The organism is Pirellulales bacterium (genome assembly GCA_019636345.1).
Lineage (GTDB): Bacteria > Planctomycetota > Planctomycetia > Pirellulales > Lacipirellulaceae.
This window is the reverse complement of record JAHBXQ010000006.1, coordinates 1-21,075: the sequence shown is the minus strand read 5'-3', so window position 1 is coordinate 21,075 and position 21,075 is coordinate 1. Positions and strand designations below refer to the sequence as shown.

17 protein-coding genes are annotated in these 21,075 nt (G+C 66.5%); 7 read left to right on the top strand and 10 right to left on the bottom strand.

Annotation, left to right across the window (positions count from 1 at the left end; translation table 11 throughout):
- Positions 1 to 138 precede the first annotated feature (138 nt).
- On the bottom strand, positions 139 to 1,569 hold the full coding sequence (locus tag KF688_14695) for a Gfo/Idh/MocA family oxidoreductase (GenBank protein MBX3426925.1): 1,431 nt from the start codon (positions 1,567 to 1,569) through the stop codon (positions 139 to 141).
- Positions 1,570 to 1,840: 271 nt separating this feature from the next.
- Between KF688_14695 and dacB the strand changes: the two genes are divergently transcribed.
- Positions 1,841 to 3,259, top strand: a complete 1,419-nt coding sequence (gene dacB, locus KF688_14690) for a D-alanyl-D-alanine carboxypeptidase/D-alanyl-D-alanine-endopeptidase (protein ID MBX3426924.1) — start codon at positions 1,841 to 1,843, stop codon at positions 3,257 to 3,259.
- 33 nt (positions 3,260 to 3,292) lie between these two features.
- Here dacB and rnc read toward each other — a convergent pair whose 3' ends face one another.
- Complete coding sequence (gene rnc, locus KF688_14685; GenBank protein MBX3426923.1) at positions 3,293 to 4,060, bottom strand: ribonuclease III; 768 nt, start codon at positions 4,058 to 4,060, stop codon at positions 3,293 to 3,295.
- 394 nt (positions 4,061 to 4,454) lie between these two features.
- Here rnc and mgtE point away from each other — a divergent pair, with 394 nt between their 5' ends.
- Positions 4,455 to 5,822 (top strand): magnesium transporter, encoded by a 1,368-nt coding sequence (gene mgtE, locus KF688_14680; protein MBX3426922.1) that lies wholly within the window; start codon positions 4,455 to 4,457, stop codon positions 5,820 to 5,822.
- A gap of 9 nt (positions 5,823 to 5,831) precedes the next feature.
- On the opposite strand, the gene KF688_14675 is transcribed toward mgtE, so the two are convergent.
- The gene (locus KF688_14675; GenBank protein MBX3426921.1) at positions 5,832 to 6,167 is read right to left on the bottom strand and encodes a hypothetical protein; all 336 of its coding nucleotides are present in this window, start codon (positions 6,165 to 6,167) and stop codon (positions 5,832 to 5,834) included.
- Positions 6,168 to 6,877: 710 nt separating this feature from the next.
- Between KF688_14675 and KF688_14670 the strand changes: the two genes are divergently transcribed.
- Both KF688_14670 and dapA read left to right on the top strand, forming a co-directional pair.
- Positions 6,878 to 7,591, top strand: coding sequence for a pyridoxine 5'-phosphate synthase (locus tag KF688_14670; protein MBX3426920.1), 714 nt, complete (start codon positions 6,878 to 6,880; stop codon positions 7,589 to 7,591).
- A gap of 194 nt (positions 7,592 to 7,785) precedes the next feature.
- The gene (gene dapA, locus KF688_14665; protein MBX3426919.1) at positions 7,786 to 8,676 is read left to right on the top strand and encodes a 4-hydroxy-tetrahydrodipicolinate synthase; all 891 of its coding nucleotides are present in this window, start codon (positions 7,786 to 7,788) and stop codon (positions 8,674 to 8,676) included.
- Positions 8,677 to 8,884: 208 nt separating this feature from the next.
- Here the strand turns inward: dapA and KF688_14660 are convergent, their stop codons facing one another.
- The 6 genes from KF688_14660 to KF688_14635 form a co-directional block, all read right to left on the bottom strand.
- The gene (locus tag KF688_14660; protein MBX3426918.1) at positions 8,885 to 9,850 is read right to left on the bottom strand and encodes a hypothetical protein; all 966 of its coding nucleotides are present in this window, start codon (positions 9,848 to 9,850) and stop codon (positions 8,885 to 8,887) included.
- A complete protein-coding gene (locus tag KF688_14655) occupies positions 9,847 to 10,485 on the bottom strand; it encodes a DUF447 family protein (protein MBX3426917.1) in 639 nt (212 codons plus the stop codon). The genes KF688_14660 and KF688_14655 overlap by 4 nt, the downstream gene beginning before the upstream one ends.
- A gap of 65 nt (positions 10,486 to 10,550) precedes the next feature.
- Positions 10,551 to 11,216 (bottom strand): aminodeoxychorismate/anthranilate synthase component II, encoded by a 666-nt coding sequence (locus tag KF688_14650; GenBank protein MBX3426916.1) that lies wholly within the window; start codon positions 11,214 to 11,216, stop codon positions 10,551 to 10,553.
- Between the two features lie 49 nt (positions 11,217 to 11,265).
- Positions 11,266 to 12,732 carry an anthranilate synthase component I family protein gene (locus KF688_14645; protein MBX3426915.1) on the bottom strand — a complete coding sequence of 489 codons (1,467 nt, stop codon included), beginning with the start codon at positions 12,730 to 12,732 and terminating at the stop codon, positions 11,266 to 11,268.
- Positions 12,729 to 14,144 (bottom strand): dihydropteroate synthase, encoded by a 1,416-nt coding sequence (locus KF688_14640; GenBank protein MBX3426914.1) that lies wholly within the window; start codon positions 14,142 to 14,144, stop codon positions 12,729 to 12,731. Before KF688_14640 ends, KF688_14645 begins: the two co-directional genes overlap by 4 nt.
- 182 nt (positions 14,145 to 14,326) lie before the next feature.
- On the bottom strand, positions 14,327 to 15,124 hold the full coding sequence (locus tag KF688_14635) for an SDR family oxidoreductase (GenBank protein MBX3426913.1): 798 nt from the start codon (positions 15,122 to 15,124) through the stop codon (positions 14,327 to 14,329).
- Between the two features lie 309 nt (positions 15,125 to 15,433).
- Between KF688_14635 and KF688_14630 the strand changes: the two genes are divergently transcribed.
- Positions 15,434 to 17,050, top strand: coding sequence for a PQQ-binding-like beta-propeller repeat protein (locus tag KF688_14630; GenBank protein ID MBX3426912.1), 1,617 nt, complete (start codon positions 15,434 to 15,436; stop codon positions 17,048 to 17,050).
- Between the two features lie 52 nt (positions 17,051 to 17,102).
- On the opposite strand, the gene KF688_14625 is transcribed toward KF688_14630, so the two are convergent.
- Entirely contained in the window at positions 17,103 to 18,245 is a 1,143-nt protein-coding gene (locus KF688_14625) for an ACP S-malonyltransferase (protein ID MBX3426911.1), read from the bottom strand.
- Between the two features lie 339 nt (positions 18,246 to 18,584).
- On the opposite strand from KF688_14625, the gene KF688_14620 reads away from it, so the two are divergent.
- Positions 18,585 to 18,977 (top strand): CBS domain-containing protein, encoded by a 393-nt coding sequence (locus KF688_14620; GenBank protein MBX3426910.1) that lies wholly within the window; start codon positions 18,585 to 18,587, stop codon positions 18,975 to 18,977.
- A gap of 328 nt (positions 18,978 to 19,305) precedes the next feature.
- The coding region (locus KF688_14615) for a LamG domain-containing protein (GenBank protein ID MBX3426909.1) at positions 19,306 to 21,075 on the top strand (1,770 nt) is incomplete at its 3' end.

Below are 21,075 nucleotides of genomic sequence, written 5' to 3'. Positions count from 1 at the left end.
CCCGAGCTTGCCGCGATGCCGTTGAGTGAAAATAGGGAACAGGCGCGCTCACGGAACGCAACGTTTATGAGCGCCTAGTTTGGTTCGCGAGCCAGTCCTCTTTTCAAGAATCAGCGTTCCCAGTTCACCCCGACAACCTCAAGCCGTCTCTGTGGGAAACTCGTACCCCGCGCGATATTCACGTTGCAGCAAGCTGTTGGCGACCTCGGCGTTCGGCCCCGCGAATGCGGCGTCGTCCGCGGCGATCGTCAGCACGCCGCTTGCCCGCAATTGCTCGTCGCCAAGGCCGATGCCGTGCGCCTGCAGATGATCCCCAAGCGCCCCCAACATCCCGTGCCATGCGGGGTCGTCTCCGTCGACCTTGCTCCCCCCGCCCGCGACGCCGGAGCGATAGGCGAGGTTGGCCATGTGGCACCAGTTCGTCGACGAGTCGCCGATGGCGACCTCGGCGTTGAGCAAGCCGCGATCGCGCGTCCGGACGGCTTCGAGAAAATTGTGCACGTGCTCTTGGGCGCCGCTCGTCCCGCGGAACTTGCGGAGTTCCTTCCCCCGGGCGTCGACAGCCACCCCCCCTCCGCGCCAACCGCAGTACCGCCCCCCTTCGCAAGAGACAATGTACCCGCTCTCGACGCCGTGGCGTTTCAGCGCGCCGCGGGCGCCCGGCTTCTCCGGCAGATTGCTCAGCCCGAACACGACGGGAAATTCGCCCGCGTCAAATCGGGCGAAGTGAACGTTCGGAGTCTCCCCCGCATCGTTCCATGTCAATCGCCCGCCGCCGGCCTGCACCGATCGGGGCAGCGCGAGCGAGTCGCGCAGGACGACGTTCAGCACGTCGTCGACCAGATGAACCCCCCAGTTGCCCATCTCGCCGTTGCCCGTGTTCCAGCTCCAATGCCAATCGTAGTGCAGGTTCGGCCGATAAATCGGCAGATCCTGCGCCGGCCCCAGCCACCGGTCGAAGTCGACCGACGCCGCCGGCTTGAGCGGGGCGTCCTGCTTGCCAATCGACGGTCGCACGCCGTAGCGGCAGACCTCGACCCCCAGAATCTTCCCCAGCGCCTGCTCCTCGTGCAGGAACTCGCGGATCCCCCGCTGCATCGGGTCGGACCGTTGCTGCGTCCCCAACTGGACGATCCGATCGTGCTTGCGGGCCGCGGCGACGACTTGCCGGCCCTCCCACACGTTCTGTCCCAGCGGCTTCTCGACGTACACGTCCTTTCCTGCGGCGATTGCGCGAACCGCCGCCAAGCAATGCCAATGGTTGCACGTGGCGATGACGACCGCATCAACGTCGTCGCTCTCGATCACGTCGGCGAGATTCTGCGAGCGGCTGGCCTGGGGCGCCTTCTTGCCGGCTTCGTCGACGCGCTCGCGGTCGACGTCGACCAGCCAGCGAATCTCGGCGCCGCTCTCGCGAAGGAACATGTCAAGCAACTCGTTCCCGCGCCATCCCAGGCCGATGATTCCCAGCCGAATGCGATCGTTGGCTGCAGCCGCCGGCGCCCGCCCCGAGGCCAAGAGCCCGAACCCCGCCGCCGACCATTTCAGACAGTCTCGTCGATTCAACATCGCAGGCCCCCGCGAAGCACGTGGCTCGCCGAACAACGCAAGAAGATGAAAAGCAGACGCGATTGCGTGCAGCGGGCGTCTTGCCCCGCCGCCGCCGAGTCTTCCATGATAAGTGGCGAGCCCCGGGGCCGACCAGCGTCAGCCCCGCTTTTTGCCCAATGGGCGAGGCGAATTGAGCGCCCGCCTGCCGAATCGTCGTCGCCGATCCGGAACGCGCCCCGCAAAGCCGGAACGCGCCTCGCAAAGATCGATGCCGCCGGAGACCCTTCGCATGCCACGCTTGCTCGCCGTGCTCGTCCATCTCGCGTCGGTCGCCGTCGCTGCCGGCGCGGCAACGGCCGCGACGCCGCTCGAGCAGCGGCTCGCCAAGCTCCTCGACCAGCACCCCTCGGCCCGGCGCACGACCGTGGCGCTTAAGGTCGTCGACCTGGCCGACAATCGCGTGCTGTTCGACCGCCACGGCGAACGGCTGTTCATCCCCGCGTCGAACCTGAAGATCTACACCGCCGCGTGCGCGTTCGACCTGTTCGACCCGCGGCACCGCTTCGCGACCGACGTCCTGGCCGCCGGGCCGATCGTCGACGGCGAGTTGCAGGGGAACCTCGTGATTGTCGGCGGAGGGGACAGCATGCTCGCCGCCGCCGACTTGCGCGCCCTCGCCACCCGCGTCGTCGCCGAATGGGGGCTCCGTACGGTCCGCGGCCGCGTCGTCGCCGACAACAGCCGCTACGCCCCGCGGCTGAAGGGCCCTGGGTGGATGTGGGACGACGACCCCGACTACTACAACATGTCCGTCACGCCGCTGATGCTCGACTTCAACGTGTTGACGGTGAAGTCGACCCCGCGGATCGACGGTCCGCCGCACGTCGTGTTCGATCCGCCGTCGCATTCGCCTCCGATCGTGATCGAGCCCGACCCCGCCGCGACCGAAATCGCGATCACCCGCCGCCCGTTCACCGAGCCGATCGTCGTCCGCTCGCCGCCAAGCGGGGGAAGCGAAACCAAGAAGGCCCTCACAATGCACGACCCGGGCCCCTGGGTCGCCGGGGTCTTCCAAGGGGCGCTCGAATCGCGCGGCGTGAAGTTCAAATCGCCGCTGGCCAGACAAGCCGACGACCCAACCGCCGCCGAATCCTCAAGCGTCGTCCTCGCGACGCGCGAGCTCTCCCACTCCGGCCGGACGCTCGTCGAGGCGATCAACCACTTCCAGGCGGTCAGCGAGAACGCCGTCGGCGAGGCGCTGCTGCACGAAATCGCCATCCGCCGCGGCGTCGAGCGGCCCGACTGGCCCGACGGCGCCGCCGCGATCGCCAACTGGCTGACGACCGTCGCCGGGCTGGACCCAGGCTCGTTCCGCATCGTCGACGGCTCGGGCCTGTCGCGCTACAACCTCGTCAGCGCCGACTCGGCCGTGCGGCTCTTGGCGTTCATGCACACCCATCGCCGCAGCCAGGAATTCTTCGACTCGCTGCCGCGCTACAAGCTGGCCGACGCCGCAGCGGGCGACGCCGCGGTCGTGATCGCCGCCAAACCGGGCGGCATGCAAAGCGTCTCGACGATCAGCGGCTACCTGAAAACCCGCACCGGCCGCCTGCTCGCCTTCTCGCTGCTCGCCAACGGCTACATCGGCAGCAACGAACCGATCCTCGATCTGAGGCAGAAGGTGTGGCGGGAGTTGGCGGATAAATGACGCCAGACGATCTCGGACTCCCGGCGCCTGTGGTCACTCCCCCTTGTTCAGCGTCTCTCCGTCCGAGTCTTCCGTCGGGTACGGCTCATGCTCGCCGCGCAGGCGGCAGATGGCGTTGTGGGCGGCGCGCTGTTCCGATTCCTTCTTGCTGCGGCCCCACGCCGGGGGGAAACGCTGTTCGCCCACTTGAGCCGAGATCTTGAAGCACTTGCTGTGGTCGGGGCCCTTTTCGTCGAGCAACCGGTAATTGGGCGTCACGCCATGCTCGCGCTGGGCGAACTGCTGCAGCATCGACTTGTAGTTGCCGCCGAACTCGCACGACACGGCCGACTCGATCTCGGCCTCGACGTGCTGCAGGATGAACGCCTCGGCGGCGTCGATGCCGCCGTCGAGATAGATCGCCGCGATCAACGACTCGAACGCCGCGGCCAGCACGCTGCGCGGCACGCTGGGGTCGGCCGCCATCCCTTTGCCGAGGATCAGGTACTCGGACAATCCCAAGGCGTCGCTCATCCGGGCGCAGGTGTCGCGACTGACCACGACCGACTTGATCTTGGTCAGTTCCCCCTCGGAGTACTCGGGGTAGCGGTGAAACAACCGCTCGCAGACGACCTTGCCGAGAATGGCGTCGCCGAGGAACTCCATCCGCTCGTTCGAGGAGAGCCGATGGGCGACCCCCGAGGCGTGCGTCAGAGCCGCCTCCAACATTTGGGGGTCGCGAAAGGCGTAGCCGATGCGCTCCTGGCACCCGGCCAGGTCGGTTCGGTCGTTCTCGACCGAATCGCTGGGAATGGTAGACATCGCTGGGGGGCGAAGGCTGCGCTGCGGCAGTGAGGCCGTCCGTCGCCGGATGCCACTGCCGCGGCAAAGCCGCCGCAGGCTTGGAGGAGATCCACTCAATCACGGACGCCGGCCCCAGACACGTCGGGACCGCTGCGCCGCTGGATGCAAGAGTAATCAGCGGCGCGATTTGTGTCAACGCGACCCCGCGCGCCGGGCAGCTCCCGGGCTGCCCAGACCATCCCCTGGACGGTAGACTTGGGCAAGGGGAGCGAGTCGCGCTCGACTCGCCGCCCCGCGCCCGGCTTGAGTTCGGCGCCGATTCCCCACGCCCGTCATGAAACGTCCTCCCCCTGATACGACGGGGCCGCCCTGAGCCGCCGCCTGCGTCCTCCCGGCTTGCCGCCCGATCGCCATGGTGAACACCCTCTACCTGCCGGAACTCCGCGAGATGCTGGCCGACGACGATCGGGCCGGCCTTGCCGAGTTTTGCACTGCGCTGCATGCGGCGCGGACGGCGGAATTTATGGAGGGACTCACTGCCGAGGAGTCGTGGCAGGTCCTGCAGCACACCGATCCGCGGAATCGGATCGAGATTTTTTCGTACCTCGACCAAGCCAAGCAGGTTGAGATCCTCGAGACGGCGCCCCCCGAGGAAACAAGCGCCCTGATCGCCGAGATGCCGGCGGACGACCGGGTCGACCTCCTCAACCAAGTGTCGCCCGAGGCGGTCGATCTGGTCATGCCGCTCATGCCCGCCGAGGAGCGGCGGGACATCATGCGGCTGTCGGCCTACCCCGAGGGGACGGCCGGTTCGCTGATGACGACCGACATCGCGATGCTCCCCGAGTCGCTCACGGTGCGAGCGGCGCTTGAGGAGATCGCCCGGCAGGCGGGCGAGCACGAAACCATCTACTACATCTACACGGTGGACGACGAGCGGCACCTTCGCGGGCTTGTTTCAGCGCGGCAACTGGTCACCCACCTGAACAAGCCGAACATGCCGCTTGCCGATCTGGTCGAGCGGGACCTCGTGACGGTGGTCGACACCGACGACCAGGAGACGGTTGCGGCGAAGGTGGCCGACTACGACTTCCTGGCGATCCCGGTCGTCGACGCCGAGCGGCGGCTGTTGGGGATCATCACGCACGACGACATCATCGACGTGCTGCGCGAGGAAGCGGAAGAGGACGCCTACTTGGCCGGCGGTCTTGAACCGCTGGCCGAAACGTACCTCGACACCCCGTGGTACGAGCTCGCCTGGAAACGCGGTTTGTGGCTGACGATTCTGTTCGTCGCCGCGACTCTTACCGCCACGACGCTCAAGACCTATGACGAGGAGCTCAAGGCCGTTCCTTGGCTGGTGTTTTTCATCCCGCTGGTCACATCCTGCGGCGGGAACAGCGGCACGCAATCGACCACGCTTGCGATTCGCGCCCTGACGAACAAGGACATCACCCCTCGCGATTGGTGGCGCGTGCTGCGGCGCGAGGTCGCCACCGGGTTATGCCTGGGGGGCTTCCTGGCGATCATCGGCTTCGGGATCGCGAGGGTCGTTGCGCGCGAACCGGCGCTTAGCGAAATCATGGTCGTGCCGCTGACGCTGATCGGGGTCGTCACCTGCGGCAGCGTCATCGGCTCGCAGTTGCCGCTCTTGTTTCGCCGGCTCGGTCTCGACGAAGCGCTGATGAGCAGCCCCTTTCTGGCGGGCATCATCGACATCATCGGCATCGTCATCTACATGACGGTGGCGATCGCGCTGCTCCAAGAGTTCTCGATCTGACCCCGTCCGCTACACGTCCAGCAGCGGCCGGCCCACGTACAGTTGCAGAACCTGACTCTGCACCTTGATCGCGCGGATCAGCACCCAGATTTGGTCGCGAGTGAATTTCTCCGGATCGCTGCTGGCCAGGTCTTCCAGCTCCTGCGTCATCGCCGCGTGTTGGTCCGTGGCGGCTTGCAGCTTCATTCCCGCTTCCTTCCAAGCCGCGCGCAGCGTGGGCTCGTCCGCCAATCGTTCCAACTGGTCGGTCTGGTTGGCCAGCAGCAGACACACCCGAGCGACGTCTTGCGGCCGGGCCGCGGGTTCCAAACGCTCGATCTGCAGCGCGAGTTCATGGCAATTCATCATGTTTCTCGTCGTCAATTCTGCCGTCTTCGCGGGTAGAGGAGCATACTCGACGGTTGCGGACGGTCGATTTCTGTCTCTCTTACGGCGTCCGGCCGACGTTCACAGCCGGGGGTGCGAAAAGCCCGGAGGCGTACGGGCGACCTTCTGGCCAGCCCAGTTCAGGTCCGTTGGTTTCCAAGCAAAGGTAGCTCGACCCCGCGTCGGAGCAATTCGCTCGCCCCTTGAAAACGGGCCTCAAATCCCCGCCTGGTCGGCTTGTGCCGAATGTGCCGCCCTCGCCCCGCGAACCTGCGTCGTCCGAGCCGCGTCGGTGCGCAGCGGGGGATTCTTTCGGCTGTCGTCTCAGTTCAGGAAAACGGCCCGGGCGCCGCAAGTTGCAGGCTCCTTGGTTTCACTCCGAAGCACAGAAAACCGCAGCAAGTTCTGAGAGGGAATCGCCTGGAGTCAAGCCGTGTCTTGACGTACAGAACCCAATACCCGAAGCGAAAAAGGGCGTTCCCGGTTTGTCGTCAAGGCCAGAACGAGCCACGGCGCGGTTTCGGCGTGTCTCGGCGTGAGATTTGTGCGGAGCCACAAGACACTGCAAGTCGCCCGGCTCGCTTCCGCAGGTCCTGGACGAATCCGACTCGCGTCGGCGATATTGGGCCCCAGGGGCGCAGCCTCCGCGGCTCCCCGTCCCCTCCTGAGTCCAACAAGAGACTCCCGACATGGCACTATTGGGCGTCAACATCGACCACGTCGCCACCGTGCGCGAGGCCCGCAAGACGAACGAACCCGACCCGGTGTGGGCCGCTTCGCTCGCCGAGATCGGCGGGGCCGACGGCATTACGCTCCACCTTCGCGAAGATCGTCGACACATCCAGGAACGCGACCTGCATCTGCTCCGACAAACGGTCACGGTGAAGCTCAATCTGGAACTCGCCTGCGACGCCGAGGTGCTGCGGATCGCTGCTGCGGCACGCCCCTATCAGGCGACCCTCGTCCCCGAGCGCCGCGAGGAAGTCACCACCGAAGGGGGACTCGACGCCGCGGGGCAGAAGGCACGCGTCGGCGACGCCGTGAAGCAACTGCAGGACGCGGGGATCGTGGTGAGTCTGTTTCTCGACCCTGACCCGCGGCAAATCGAAGTCGCCGCGGAACTCGGCGCCGAAGCGGTCGAGATCCACACCGGCGCTTACGCCCTCGCCAGCGCCGCGTTCGGCGGACACGCCGAACTGCAGGTCCTCCGCGACGCCGGCCAAGCGGTCCGCGACGCTGGGCTGGTGCTCCACGCCGGCCACGGACTGACCTACCGCAATGTTCGCCCCGTCGCCGTGATTCCCGGCATGTGCGAGCTGAACATCGGCCACAGCATCATCTCGCGAGCGATTATGGTCGGCCTGGAGCAGGCAGTCCGCGACATGAAGCGGCTGATCGAATGATGCGGCGACGCGCGTGGGAGCAGGGACGACAACTCGTCCAAGCGGTCCCCCGCGCCCCATCGCGAAATGCGCACCGATTTCACGGTTCTGCGCGGGTTAGCCGATTGCCGGCCCGGCCGGCCGGTCGTATCATCACGGGCCCCGCGAATCTGGGATGATTTGCGGTCGGCACCCCGCGTACCGGAGCGACCCCGTTGAATACGACCAAAGCTGAAGCGTTTGCCGGCCTGTCGGTGGCGATCGTCACCCCGTTCAAGAACGGCGAGGTCGACTATGACCTCCTTCGCGATCAGATCGAGTTCCAGGTCGCCGCGGGGACGACCTGCCTTTGCCCCGTGGGCACCACGGGCGAGTCGCCCACCCTGACCCACGACGAACACGATCGGGTCATCGCCTTCGTCTGCGACACCGTCGCCGGGCGGATGAAGGTCATGCCGGGCGTCGGCTCGAACAGCACGGCCGAGGCGTTGCGGCTCACCAAGAACGCCCAGCGGAACGGCGCCGACGCCGCTCTGCAGGTGGCGCCGTACTACAACAAGCCGACACAGAAGGGATTCTACGAGCATTTCAAGATCCTGGCCGAGGAGACCGGCCTGCCGCAGTGCATCTACAATATCCCCGGACGCACGGGGAAGAACGTCGAACCCGAAACCATCATTCGCCTCGCGGAACTTGAGAACATCGCCATGGTCAAGGAGGCGACCGGCTCGCTCGATCAGGCCTCGGCGATCATCGGCAATACGAACCTCACGGTGCTCAGCGGGGACGATAGCCTGACGTTGCCGCTCTTGGCGATCGGCGGCCGGGGAGTGATCTCTGTTGTGGGGAACATCGTGCCGCGGGACATGATCGCCCTGCTGACGGCCTACGCCGCGGGGGACAAGGACGAAGCGATGCGCTGGCACCACCGGCTGTTCGGCTTGTGCCGCGACATGCTGGGGCTTGCCACAAACCCTATCCCGGTCAAAGCCGCGATGCAGATGCTGGGCCGCGATACGGGCGAGCTGCGCCTGCCGATGACTACGCTCGACCCGCCGCAGGAGGAAGCCCTGCGACAAACGCTGATCGCTTACGGACTGCTGTAGCCGATCCGGTCACGCTCGATCGAGCGACATCGAACCACGGCGACGCGACGGATCATGCGCTGCAGCGATTGGCTTCTGGCCAGGATTCCGCCGGTTGAGCGGCATCTGAGTTTCCGTTACGCCGTGTTGGCAGAAACGAGAGCAGCCGATTTGCTTCGTCGTCGTGCCCGGCGTGCCGTCGAAGTGAGCTTGAGACAGCACCAGCGATTCACCCCCTCGTGACGACGGCGCCCTGATTGTCGATCCCCGCGATCGTCAGTTCGCACTCCGCGAACGCCGGTTCGGCGCCCATTTTGATTCGGAGAAATGTCGCATCGGCGGCATTCGCGCACAAGCCGAACACCGTCGGCCCCCACGACGATTGGCCGACGCCGCAACAGCCCGCTTCGCGCAGTGCAGCGACGCGGCGAGCGATCTCGGGCGAGGCGTACGAGCCTCCTTGCACGGGGGCGAACATCGAACCGGCCTCGCGGCCGTACTCAGACACGCCGGCGCTGAACGTTGCGAAGTCCCCCGCACGGGCCGCGGGGACAATCGTCCTCTCAGCAAGTTGAATCAGTCGATCCGTCAACTCCGTCGGGGGCGCGGGAAGCTGGGCGAATGCGTCGCGCTCGGCGACGCCGCTCAATCCCGTCTCTTGCGCGGGGATCGCCATCACGACCCGCCAGGCGCTCGGCAAGGCGACCCGCTCGGCGAGTCGACCGGTCGACTCGCCGGGGAGCCTGCCGACTTCCCACACGAGCCCGCCTCCGTGAAACCCATGGGCGCCAACGCCGCTGCGCCGCCCCCGCCCGGCGACTCGCGCCAACTCCGCGGCGCTCGCCGGCGGCAGCCCGACGAGCGCCCGTACGCCGGCCGCGGCGGCGAGGGCGAGTTGCGTCCCCGACCCCAACCCCCGATGCGCCGGCAACGATGCGACGACTTCCACCTGCAACGCAGCAAGGCCGCTCGCTTGCCCCCACGCCTCCAGCGCCCGTCGCGCCGCCTGTTGCACCCGCAACGATTCGCCGGAGACCGTCGGCCACGAAGCGGCCGGGGCAAGTTGCAGCACCGTCCGTGGCGTATCGACCATCACCCCCAGACCGCCGAAGCTGCGACCTTCGGTCTGCTCGAATCGCAAGAGCCCGAAGTGGAGCCGCGCCGCCGCCGAGATGTGCACCTGGTGAGTCGTCACGGCGCCGTTTCCGTCAAGGCGCCCCCCGCCGCAGCGACGAACCGCTCGAGCACGGCGAACGCCTGCAACTCAGCCGCGGCGCCAGTCTTGCGGACGATTACGGCGAGCCGGTCGAACTCCGCGACAATCTCGTCCGTGGGGAGGATGCCGACTCGCGTCGCAAGGATCGCCGCTTCCAGCACGGCGTGTTTCGCCCGGTTGAATCCGCAACAGTCGCGGACCGCTCCGTGATCGACCACCCGAGCGAGCGCCGTCGTGCGTTCCGGCGCCACGTCGAACCACACCAATTCGAACGCATACCATCGGCAGCAGTCGGCCAGCCGCGGGACGTCAAACTGTTCGATTGGCACGAGCTTTGGCGCCCAGTCAGCCGGCTTCACGACGGCGGCGGCGAGCGCTTCGATATCGTCGGTCAGCTGAAACACCCCGCGCGGCATGCGTTCGAGATTCGCACAGGTCCGTGACGCAGCGTAAGGGCGAAGCAATAGGAAGTCGAACGCCGGACCGGCGATGGGGCCCATCGGCGCTACGTTCGTCGACCCGTCAGCGTTGCGGGTCGTGACGAGTCCTTCCCACACCCGGCCTGACTCGCCCAGAGTCAACTCCGCCGTCAGATCGCGGTGTTCGGCAGGCATCGACATTGTGGAACGGTCGTTCAAGAGAGTCCCGGGCGCCGCGCGCCTGCGTCTCGGTCCGAGGTTCAAAACGTCACGGGCCCACGGGGAACCGCAGTCTCCGTCGGAACAGCAAGGCGCCGCTCGCTCGCGGAGAGCGTCGCGACGTCGACCGAGGTCGAAAGTCCCGCGGCTGCGAGGAAATTCGCGAGCAGCCCGTACCCTCCCTCGGTCAGGATCGCCTCCGGGTGAAACTGGACGCCGAAGGTCGGGTGCGCGCGGTGCGTCAGCGCCATCACGATACCATCGGCGGTCGTCGCTGTCACATCGAGCGAGTCGGGGAGCGACTCGCGCTCGACGATCAGCGAGTGATAACGACATACCGTGAGCGGCCGCGGCAACCCGGCAAACAGCCCGCGGCCGTCGTGATCGATCGGCGACGTCTGCCCATGCACGGGCGCGGGGGCTCGGACGATTCGCCCTCCCAGAGCCGCAGCGATCGCCTGATGCCCCAAGCACACGCCCAACAGCGGCACGACGCCGCTGGCGCGCCGCACCAACTCGACCGAACACCCCGCTTCGCTCGGCGTGCAGGGCCCCGGCGACAACACGACCGCCGCCGGTCGCATCGCCAGGGCCTTGGCCGCCGTCGTTGCGTCATTCCGCACGACGCGCGTCTCCTGTCCCAGCCGCTCGAAGTATCGAGCGAGGTTGTGCGCAAAGCTGTCGTAGTTGTCGATGAGCAGCAACATCGCCGGGCGGCTTGGGACTGAGAGCACCCTCTACGTCACCAATCAAACATCAAGGCTCAAACACTCCTCCCGCCATCACGTCGGCCAGCCCGCGCGCCTTGTGCCAGCTTTCGCGATATTCTTCAGCCGGGTCGGATGCGGCGACAATCCCCCCGCCGACCGGCGCCTGCAGCCAGCCGTGCGCGGCCGTGATCGTGCGGATGAGAATGTTCGAATCCATCTGACCGTCGAACCCCAGATAGGCCAACGAACCGCAGTACGGACCGCGGGCCGTCGGCTCGAGTTCGGCGATGATCTCCATGGCCCGCACCTTGGGAGCGCCTGTAATCGAACCGCCGGGAAACGCCGCAGCGAGCAAATCGAGCGGCCCCCGCCCTGGCGCCAGCCGACCGCTGACGACCGACACCAAGTGCTTCACGTGGGCGTAGGTCTCCAGTTCGCACAGTTTGTCGACGCGCACGCTGTCGGCCGTACAGGATCGCGCCAGATCGTTGCGCAGCAAGTCGACGATCATTACGTTCTCGGCTCGATCTTTGGCGCTCGCCCGCAAGTCGTCGCCGGCGAACAGGTCGGCCAGCGGATGACGCGAACGGCCGCGGGTTCCCTTGATCGGCCGCGTCTCTGCTTGATCGCCGCGGACCGTCAAAAAACACTCGGGGGACGCGCTGCAAACCTGTGTCGAGCCCATGTCAAAGAATCCCGCATAGGGCGCCGGGTTCCGCTCACGCAAGCGCAGGTAGAGGTCCGCCGCCGATTGCGTCTGAGGAGCAAGCAGCCGCTGCGACAGGTTCGCCTGGAACACATCTCCCGCATGAATGTACTCGACGCCGCGTCGCACCATCGTCAGGTAGTCGTCGCGGGTGAGATTGCTGACGACCCCTGCAAGCTCGGCGGCGTGCTGCGGGGCGAGATCGCACGCCGCGATTTCGCTGACTTCGGCCCGGACTAGGCGTTTGGAGCCGTCGTCCCCGGCAAGCAACTGCCGGAACTGTGCGGCTCGGTCCCGCGCCCGCTCGCGCCGCTCCGCTGAGTCGATCGCCGGCCACCCCTGCGACACAAGCCATCCGCGACTTCGCCAGTGATCGAACGCCATGACCACGTCGTACGCACCGACTGCCACGGCCGGCGTCGGCAAGTCGTCGCACTGCGGTGCGGGCACGCGCTCGAAGCAGCGCGACAAACCGTACCCCAACACGCCGGCCAACCCGCCGGTAAACGGCGGCAATTCTTCGCCTCGAGGATGCGCGAACCGGGCGGCCAGCGCCGCCAGTCGATCGAGCGGGCGATCGTCCCCCTCGGCCGACTCAATCCAATCGAACGGATCGGCCGCTACGAACGACCAGCGGCCAAGCTCTCCCTGCGGCGCTGCGCTGTCGAAGAACACGACGTGCGGCAGCACCCTCAACCGGCGAAAGGCTTCGACCGCCGAGAGGCCCGTCGGCAATTCCGCCACCACGGGCAATCCCGGGGGGGCCGCGATCTGAGCAACCGCTTTCTCGCCCACGTCGCGGCTCATGGCGCTTCCCCTGCGGTCGCGTCGCGGCGCCGCTTGAGGTAGTGCCGAGGCTCGTCGCGCGTCAACAGACCCCAGCGCAGCGCCTCGTCCTGCTGGTATTGCTTGCCCAGCGCGAGCGCCGTGGCGGCCTTCTGCATTTCGTAGCCAAGGTAAAACGCGTGCCCGGCGTCGAGCCCCCGGGGAAGACCGCCGTCGGGCCCGCTGGTTCGCAGTCGGTCGAACAGCGCAAACGGATCGACATCGTGCAGGTGCAGCCCGCTCCGCACGACATGAACCTCGCCCGCCGAGGCGAAGATGCGGTAGTTGTCGTCGCGAACCAAGTCGGCCAGCGCGGCGATCTCCTCGACCGGCGTCTCGTCGACCCGCGGATCGCGAAGCATCACGAGCTCCGGCGCAAGCCGCTTCGGCAGCACGCGCCGCTCGACGGCATAGTGAACCAATCGCCGGGCACGGTCGCACTCGCTGACGCAACTCCGCGCCCAATTGATCACCTGGGTCGTCAGCACGCTGCGGATCCCCAGCTCTTGGCAGAATCCCAGCAGCACCACGTTCAACCCGGCGGAGTCGACGTCGGTCAACTCCGTCAGGTTGCCGATTCCCATCATCATCGCCGCGTCGGGGTGACGCCGCCGCACGTCGAGAAACCGCCCCAGACTCGCGGCGAACCCGAACCCGATCGGCTCCAAGATCGGATCGACCCGAAAGCGAACTCCTGAGTCAGCCAAGCGGACGATTGTGTCGTCTAGCCCCGCGAGCGTCGCCGAGTCGTCCGGTACGGCGACGACCTCGACACCCCACTCGGCGGCCGTCGCGACGTTGCTGCTGTTGACGCTGAGGACCAATTCGGCCCCGGCTCGCACGGCCGGCTCGATCTCGGCAGGGTTCATGCTGTCGATCGACACGCGATGCCCCGCGTCGCGCAGCGCACGGACCGTTTCGGCAACGCCGCTCCACGGTTCGCCAGGCTCGCAGCCGACGTCGACTACGTCGGCGCCGTCTCGGGCCAACGCCGCCGCAGTCGCCGTGATCTCGGCCAGCGTCAGCCGTGGGCAGTGATTGATCTCGGCGATGATCTCGACGTCCCATGCGCCGTAGTCGTCAGGGGGGGGCGCCTGGCAGAAAAACTCCGGAAGTTGTCTCAGATCCCGCGGGCCGGCCTCGACCGGCGCACAAGACGCACCGGTCAGCTTCGAGAGGTCGCCGCCGCAATAACCGGGAATGATCACCCGCGTCGCCGTCGCAGGCACGTTCCAATGTTTGGCAATCCACGCAGGGGTCATCAGCGCCGCAACGGTGATCGGCAGCACGTCGATCGAATACGCAAACCCCAACCTCTCGGCCAACGCCGCAACCTGCCGTCGCAGAGCCTGCTCGGCCAACCGCCCAGTCACGAAGTGGATGTGCTCAGCCATTGGGACGAGAACCGCCAAGGACGCCAAGAGCGCCAAGGGTTGAATCGTTGTTTGGGAGCCTCGACGGAAACAACGCCAGAAGCGACGCGTTGCTTCGCCGTCATCTGCGTTGTGACATCGTGGTTCCGTGAATTGCAGTCGCCTAGCGCTCCGGGCGCCGGCAGTCCAAGAAAGCGTCGCGGTTACTCCCCTTCGCGACCGGCAGGCGCATGGCCGGCGAAGCCGCCGTTGATCGCCAGCACCTGACCATTGACGAACTCCCCCGCGGGCGACGCCAGAAACAGCGCCGCCCGGGCAACGTCGCGCGGCTCGCCCCAGCGACCCACGAGCGCCTCGGCCTGGGCTCGCGCTTGCCAGTACGGCGACGCGTCGTCCCCCCAGGCGGTGCGAATCCACCCCGGGGCGAGGCAGTTGACCCGCACGCGCGGGGCAAGCGACTTCGCCAAACTGCAAGTAAACGCCGCCACGGCGCCCTTTACGGTCGCGAACATCTCGCCGCTGTCCCCGGCCATGCCGCTCGCGGCTTGGTCCCAACCCATGTTCAGGATGACGCCCCCGCGACCGTCGCGCATCGCGGCGCCGGCGGCCCGCGACAGTTCGATCGTCGCCGCGACGTCAACCGCCCACAACGCCGCGAGCTTTTCGGCGAAGGTCCAACTCGCCGCCGCGCCGGTCAGCACGTCAACCCCGGCGTTGTTGACCCACACGGAGACGGGCAAACCGGCCCCCACGGTCGCGGTCAGCAGCGCATCACGCCCTGCCGAATCGCTCAAGTCCGCAACAACCGCCAGGGCCTCGCCCCCGCAGGCGCGGACCTCGGCAGCGGTCTCCTCGGCCAGCTCGCCGCGCGATCGGGCGTGCACCACCACGTTCGCTCCCGCACCGGCGAACTCCAGCGCGATCGCCCGGCCGATTCCGCGGGAACTGCCGGTGACCACGGCCCATTGTCCATCGAGTTGTTGCGATTCGCGCCGGCTCACGCTGTCATGGTTACCTGGAAGGGAAGGGGGGCAGCCTGTTGCCGGCGTCCGGGGTGTTTCGGTTGTAGTCGGGCTGCGCAGCCGCCGCAACCGGGCTCAAGAAGCCGCCAGGAGGGTGGCTGTGGCGCCCGCGAAGCGAAGCCCGCAGGAAATCGCCTGGGGGCCCGCTCGGATCGCCCCCAGCCGCCCTTGCCATGCCCGAGCAAGCCGTCTGTTGTCGCTCCCGACTGCTCCCCCTACCATACAACACTGACGGCGTGGACCCGTGCCGCTCCCAACCGCCGTTCCCTCCGGAGCCCTCGCCTCGCTATGTCCGATCCGACCCTGCCGACGCCAGCCACGCGCCGCTTCCTATTCCCGATCGTCTGGCCCGCGGCGCTTGTCGCCGTGTGCGTCGTCGCCGCGCTGGCCCTCGAAGACCGCGGGCTGGTCAACAGTATGTGGCATGCAGCGGTGATTATGGGTGCGCTTGGCTGGTCGATCTGGCTGGTCGGTTTCGCAGACGGATCGGCGCTCGTTCGCCGCTTGCTCGGAGGCGGAATCGTGCTGGCCTTGATGGCATTTTATTTCCAGCGGTTGCCGATCAAGACGATCAACAACGGCGATGTGGGGATCGTCGGCTGGCGCTGGCGCTGGGATGAGCCCGACCGAGAACTCGCCCCCCCTGCCACGCCGACCGAAGTTTCGCTCGAATGGCGTTCCACTCCCCACGACTACCCCGCGTTTCTCGGCGGCAAGCCGTGGGCCGAGGCGAACGACGCCCGCTTGGCCGCAAAGTGGAATGCCCGGCCGCGGGAATTATGGAAGCAGCGCATCGGCGCCGGCTGGTCGGCTTTTGCGGTCGTCGGCAACTTTGCCGTCACGCAAGAACAACGCGGCGACGACGAACTGATCTCGTGCTACCGGGTCGACGACGGGGAAATCGTCTGGACCCGCTCCGACCCGGTGCGATTCGATCCCACAGGCGGCGGCTCCTTGGGAGGCATCGGCCCGCGGGCGACTCCGACCCTGCACGAAGGCCGCGTCTACGCTCAAGGCGCCACGGGGATCGTCAACTGTCTCGACGCGGCCGCCGGCAAGCTTATTTGGTCGTGCGACACGTTGACCAAGTTCGGGGGATCCAACCTCCTGTGGGGCAAGGCCGGCTCGCCCGTGTTGATGGGCGACAAGCTCCTCATCGCCGTCGGCGACGCCGCAGCCAACGTCGCCGCGCAGTCGACCGGCAAAGGAAGCTCGCTCGTCGCCCTCGACGCAAACACGGGCGAGGCGATCTGGCAAGCCGGCGATCGTCGCGCATCCTATGCGACGCCGGTCGTGACGACCCTCGCGGGGGTCGAGCAAGTCGTTGTCGTGAACGAAGAGTTCGTCACGGCCCACGACGCCGGCTCAGGGGCCGTTCTCTGGGAACATCCCTGGCCCGGCAACAGCGACGCCAACGCCTCGACCTCGCAACCCGTGCCCGTCGGCGACGACCGGTTGTTTCTTTCCAAGGGTTATGGCGAGGGCGCCGAGTTGATTCGTCTCGCCCAAAACGAGGGAGCGTGGACGATCGAACGGTTGTGGAAGAAATCAGTCATGAAAACCAAGATGGGCAACGTCGTCGTCAAGGACGGGTTCGTCTACGGCATCGACGACGTGAACCTGCAATGCATCGAATTGGACTCCGGCAAGCAAGCCTGGAAGAAGCGACGCCGCCCCGCGTTCGGGCACGGGCAGATCATGCTCGCCGACGACAAACTGCTGATCCTCAGCGAAGAGGGCGAAGTGATCCTTGCCGAGGCGAACCCCGCCAAATACGTCGAATTGGCCAGCTTCCCCGCCTTGGAAGGAGTGACCTGGAACAACCCGGCCCTCAGCAGCAACAAGCTCCTCATCCGCAATGCGGAGTGGGCCGCCTGCTACGAATTGCCGACTGTCGACCAATGAACATCTGGCGCCTGCGATGCGTCTTCGGACGACAAGCCTCGGCGTCCCGCCGCTATTCTCGCGGCGCGAATTCCAATAGCCAGTCTTCCAGGTTGATCTGCTTCACCTCCGGCGCCCGCAAGAGCGCCGCCCGGGTCGGCAGCAGCGACGCCAACCAGGGCCGCTCGACCAACCCCGCGACGGCACGCAAACCGAAGCTGCTCCACGACCGGCCGTTCGCTTGCTGGCGAATGTTCTCCGCCAGTCGGTGAAACGTCGCGGGGACGACGTTCGGTTCCGGGCCGACGTGGATCACCGTTCGCACTCCCGAAGCGAGCACGTCGCACACGGCGTCCCACAACCGCTGAGGCCGATCGACCCACTCGCGCAGCGTGCCGCGGGCCCCGCGTCCGTCGTACGCCCGGCGCCCCGCGGCCAGCGAGAACACAGGGGGCTGGGCGGCTTGCCACCCTCCCGGCAACCGTTCGAGAAGCACGGCCGAACGATCGGGAACATGTCGTTGCCGCACGATCGGCGTGTGGAGCGGCGGCCACCGATGCTCGTTGATTCGCAGGTGAAGCCGCGTCTTGCTGGCGGCGTCAACGAGTCCCTTGAGCCGCTGCACCGAGTCCCCTTGCCCGAGCACCAACAGCGAATTCGGCGACAGCACCGCGGAGACGCCGATCGCCCCGGCGCCCTCGCTGGTGACCCGCTCGCACCACCCTTCGATCTCCGCGGCGTTGATCGTTTCCTCGCGCGAGAACAGAATCCCCATCGTCACGTCGTGCGCCATCTCCGCGCAATCGGCGGCCATCGCCAACGGGACTGTGATGAGATCCTCGATCGCAAACACTCCGCCGCAACAAACGGCCGTCATCTCGCCCAGGCTGTAGCCGAAACTCAGCCGCGCCGCTCGGCAATCGATTCCGTGCACCTCGGCCAACAGCCGCAGTTGGGCCGTTTCAATCGCCACGATCAGCGCGACCGCTTCGGCGTAGCGGTCGAGTCCATACTCGCGCTGGGTGCGAACGGCCGAACCGAGATCAACAGACCGGTGCACCACGTCGGCGCAAATCTGCGAAAACCGGTCGAGCTCCTCCTCGACGATTCGACGATAGGCCGGAACGGCGGCCAACTCGGGAGTTCGCCCCAGGTTGGTCACGTTGTACCCGCGAAACGAGAGCGCAGACTCGGCAAGAGGCAGCTCGGACGCCATGGCGGTTCCCTGTGACGAGCGCGGCGGAGGAGAGGAGCGCCGAGCGAGCGGCTGTTGAATCTTATGCGACAGAACGGGACTGGACCATCAAATCGTCCATGTCGACTGCCGACGGCGCCGATCGTCGGGATTGCGCCGCTCGCAGGGATTTGATTTCGACGGCGGAAACTTCCCGCAGGCAACTGGCTCATACGCATTTCTGAACTAGGTTTTACCGGCGATTCGAGGGTTCGCCGGCGCGGACCTCCCGAGGCTGGAACCTTGATGCCGCCGCAGCCGTTTGTTCGCCCCCCTCGGCGTTCTTGTCCGCCCGTACATCGCACGCATAGGAATCCGTCCATGCTCGCCGTCCGACAAATCATGACCGATCGGGTCGTCACGATCACTCCGCAGGATTCGGTGCGGGACGCGATCGAACTGCTTCTGGCTCGGCGCATCAGCGGCTTGCCCATCGTCGACGACGCGGGCCGGTTGGTGGGGGTCCTCACCGAGTTCGCCCTGCTGGCGATCGCTTACGACCAGCGGATGCTCGATGATACGGTCGCTCAGCATATGACGACCGACGTGCTCACGGTCGAAGCCGACGATCCCGTCAGCAAGGCCGCCGATTTGTTCATCGTCCACCGCGTTCGCCGGGCCCCGGTCCTCCAGCGCGGCCGATTGGTCGGGCTCGTGGCGCGACGCGACGTGCTGGAGTCGCTCTACAAGGCCGAACCCGCCTTGACCAAGTAGGACCCCCGAAGGACGCCGACGCGGTCCGCGGCGCTCCCGCCCGGCGCATCAGGTCATGATCACTCGATCGCGCTCCGACAAACGAATCCACGCATTAGCGGCGGCGGCCCCAGCGGCTCGCCGCCGTTTGCCGTTTCTCGCCCTCGCTGCAACCGCCGCTCTTTGGTGCTGCGCTGCGGGCCGCGCTGCTGCGCTCAACGTGCTGCTAGTCACTCTGTCGTCCACGCCTTCAGCTTCGGAGAGCGCTCGAAAAACGCAGTTTGAGGGGTGGGGCCACACCGTCACCACAATTGCCGACGAAAGCTCGCAGTCCGCATTCGACACGGCGATGAGCGGCGTCGACGTCGTCTATATCCCGGTGACGATCGAAGATTGGGTTCTGACGACAAAGTGCAAGAACACGACCAAGGGGGTCGTCTGCGAGGAACGCTACCTCGACGACGACATGGGGTTTTCGACCGGAACCGGGTGGGACGCCGGCCACACTCAGACTGAGATTCTCGACAACACCCATTCCGTGACGACTGGCTTGTCGACGGGTTACGTGACGATCGTCAGTTCGTCGCAGCCGCTGGCGATGATGAACCCCACCGTCGCGGCAGGAATGACCGTGCTGTCGAAGCAGAACTATTCCGCGGGAAACATGCTCGGGGTGATCGAGGTCGGCGGCGCCCTGGCCGGGGGCGGTACGGCCGCAGGACGACGGGTGCGGCTCCCCTGGGGCGGCGACAGCTTCAATTGGTCGGCGCTCAACTCCAACGGCCTCAAGATCGCCCAACAAGCCATCGCCTGGGCCGGGGCCGACACCAGCCTCATGCTCCACTGGAAGCTCGACGCAACCGCCGGGACCGTGCTGACCGACTCCTCCAACAACGGGCGCCACGGCGCCTTTAACACCGGAACCCCCAGTTGGGTGGACGGGCGGCGTTACAAGGCGCTCCAGTTCAGCGGCTCGAACGACGCGAAGTCCAACGCCAACTTCGATCCCCCGGCCATCGGCTCGGTCGCCTTTTGGTTCCGAGGCAACGGCACGCCGGGATCGACCCAGCGGCTGACGGGAATCACCTCGAGTTGGAACGTCGCCTACCGCACCGACGGCAAGTTGGGATTCAACCTCGGCAACTCCAGCGGCCCGACGAGCAACACGGTCTTCTCAGTCGCCAACGACTGGCGGCATGTGGCCGTGGTCTACAACTGCAGCAGCGGCGCCTACAAGATCTACGTCGACGGAGCCCTCGACAGAACGGGGACGACCACCCTCACGGACCAAGGCGCCGGCATCCTGTCGCTCGGAACTCGAACCGGATCGACCGAGCGTTTCGCCGGAGCGATCGACGACTTCCGAATCTACGCCAAAGAGCTCACGCAAGCGGAAGTGTTGGAGCTCTACGGACTCGTCGGACACTGGAAGCTCGACGAAACGAGCGGCACGGCCGTCGCCGACAGCTCGGGCCTCGGCAACAACGGCACGGTGTCGGGAACGGCGACGTGGACGGCCGCCGCCCGCAAGAACGGGTTCTCGGCGAACTACACGAACGGCTCCGATTACGTCCAGATCGCCAACTCGTCGAGTCTGGAGAACGTCCAGGAAAACAGTTACAGCCTGGCCGCCTGGTTCAAGCCGAACAATCTCCCGCCCGGGACGGGCTCGGACAACACTGCCGCCTACGGCATTATCCGCAAGTCAGGGTGGCATACGGGCCTAGTCTACAGCAGCGAAGGCTACTTTTTTCATGAACACTGGATTGGAGCGACCCCCACTTGGAATGGCGCCGGGGCCTGGACTTACAATGCCCCAGGAAAATTCTACCATGTCACGGCCACCGTCGATCGCGACGCGGGGACGATCAAGTTCTATCTCAACGGCACGCTCGTCCAAACTTCGAATTTCACACCGGGCGCGGCGGCGTATGAATACGGAACCGAACCGTGGCGAATCGGCGTCTCTAATCCGTTTCACGGTGAGTGGGGCCACGCCGCCAACGGCGTTCTCGACGACGTCCGCATCTACAACCGCGTGATCGACGCCGCGGAGATCGCCCAGCTCGCCGGGATGGTCGGTCACTGGAAGTTTGAGGAAGCCTCCGGCACGGTCGCC

What these genes read in the sequence shown, in the direction of transcription:
- KF688_14695 (MBX3426925.1), bottom strand. Translation starts at nt 1,569, where the DNA reads ATGTTGAATCGACGAGACTGTCTGAAATGGTCGGCGGCGGGGTTCGGG.
- dacB (MBX3426924.1), top strand. Translation starts at nt 1,841, where the DNA reads ATGCCACGCTTGCTCGCCGTGCTCGTCCATCTCGCGTCGGTCGCCGTC.
- KF688_14675 (MBX3426921.1), bottom strand. Translation starts at nt 6,167, where the DNA reads ATGAATTGCCATGAACTCGCGCTGCAGATCGAGCGTTTGGAACCCGCG.
- KF688_14650 (MBX3426916.1), bottom strand. Translation starts at nt 11,216, where the DNA reads ATGTTGCTGCTCATCGACAACTACGACAGCTTTGCGCACAACCTCGCT.
- KF688_14640 (MBX3426914.1), bottom strand. Translation starts at nt 14,144, where the DNA reads ATGGCTGAGCACATCCACTTCGTGACTGGGCGGTTGGCCGAGCAGGCT.
- KF688_14620 (MBX3426910.1), top strand. Translation starts at nt 18,585, where the DNA reads ATGCTCGCCGTCCGACAAATCATGACCGATCGGGTCGTCACGATCACT.
- KF688_14625 (MBX3426911.1), bottom strand. Translation starts at nt 18,245, where the DNA reads ATGGCGTCCGAGCTGCCTCTTGCCGAGTCTGCGCTCTCGTTTCGCGGG.
- KF688_14670 (MBX3426920.1), top strand. Translation starts at nt 6,878, where the DNA reads ATGGCACTATTGGGCGTCAACATCGACCACGTCGCCACCGTGCGCGAG.
- KF688_14655 (MBX3426917.1), bottom strand. Translation starts at nt 10,485, where the DNA reads ATGCCTGCCGAACACCGCGATCTGACGGCGGAGTTGACTCTGGGCGAG.
- rnc (MBX3426923.1), bottom strand. Translation starts at nt 4,060, where the DNA reads ATGTCTACCATTCCCAGCGATTCGGTCGAGAACGACCGAACCGACCTG.
- KF688_14630 (MBX3426912.1), top strand. Translation starts at nt 15,434, where the DNA reads ATGTCCGATCCGACCCTGCCGACGCCAGCCACGCGCCGCTTCCTATTC.
- mgtE (MBX3426922.1), top strand. Translation starts at nt 4,455, where the DNA reads ATGGTGAACACCCTCTACCTGCCGGAACTCCGCGAGATGCTGGCCGAC.
- KF688_14645 (MBX3426915.1), bottom strand. Translation starts at nt 12,732, where the DNA reads ATGAGCCGCGACGTGGGCGAGAAAGCGGTTGCTCAGATCGCGGCCCCC.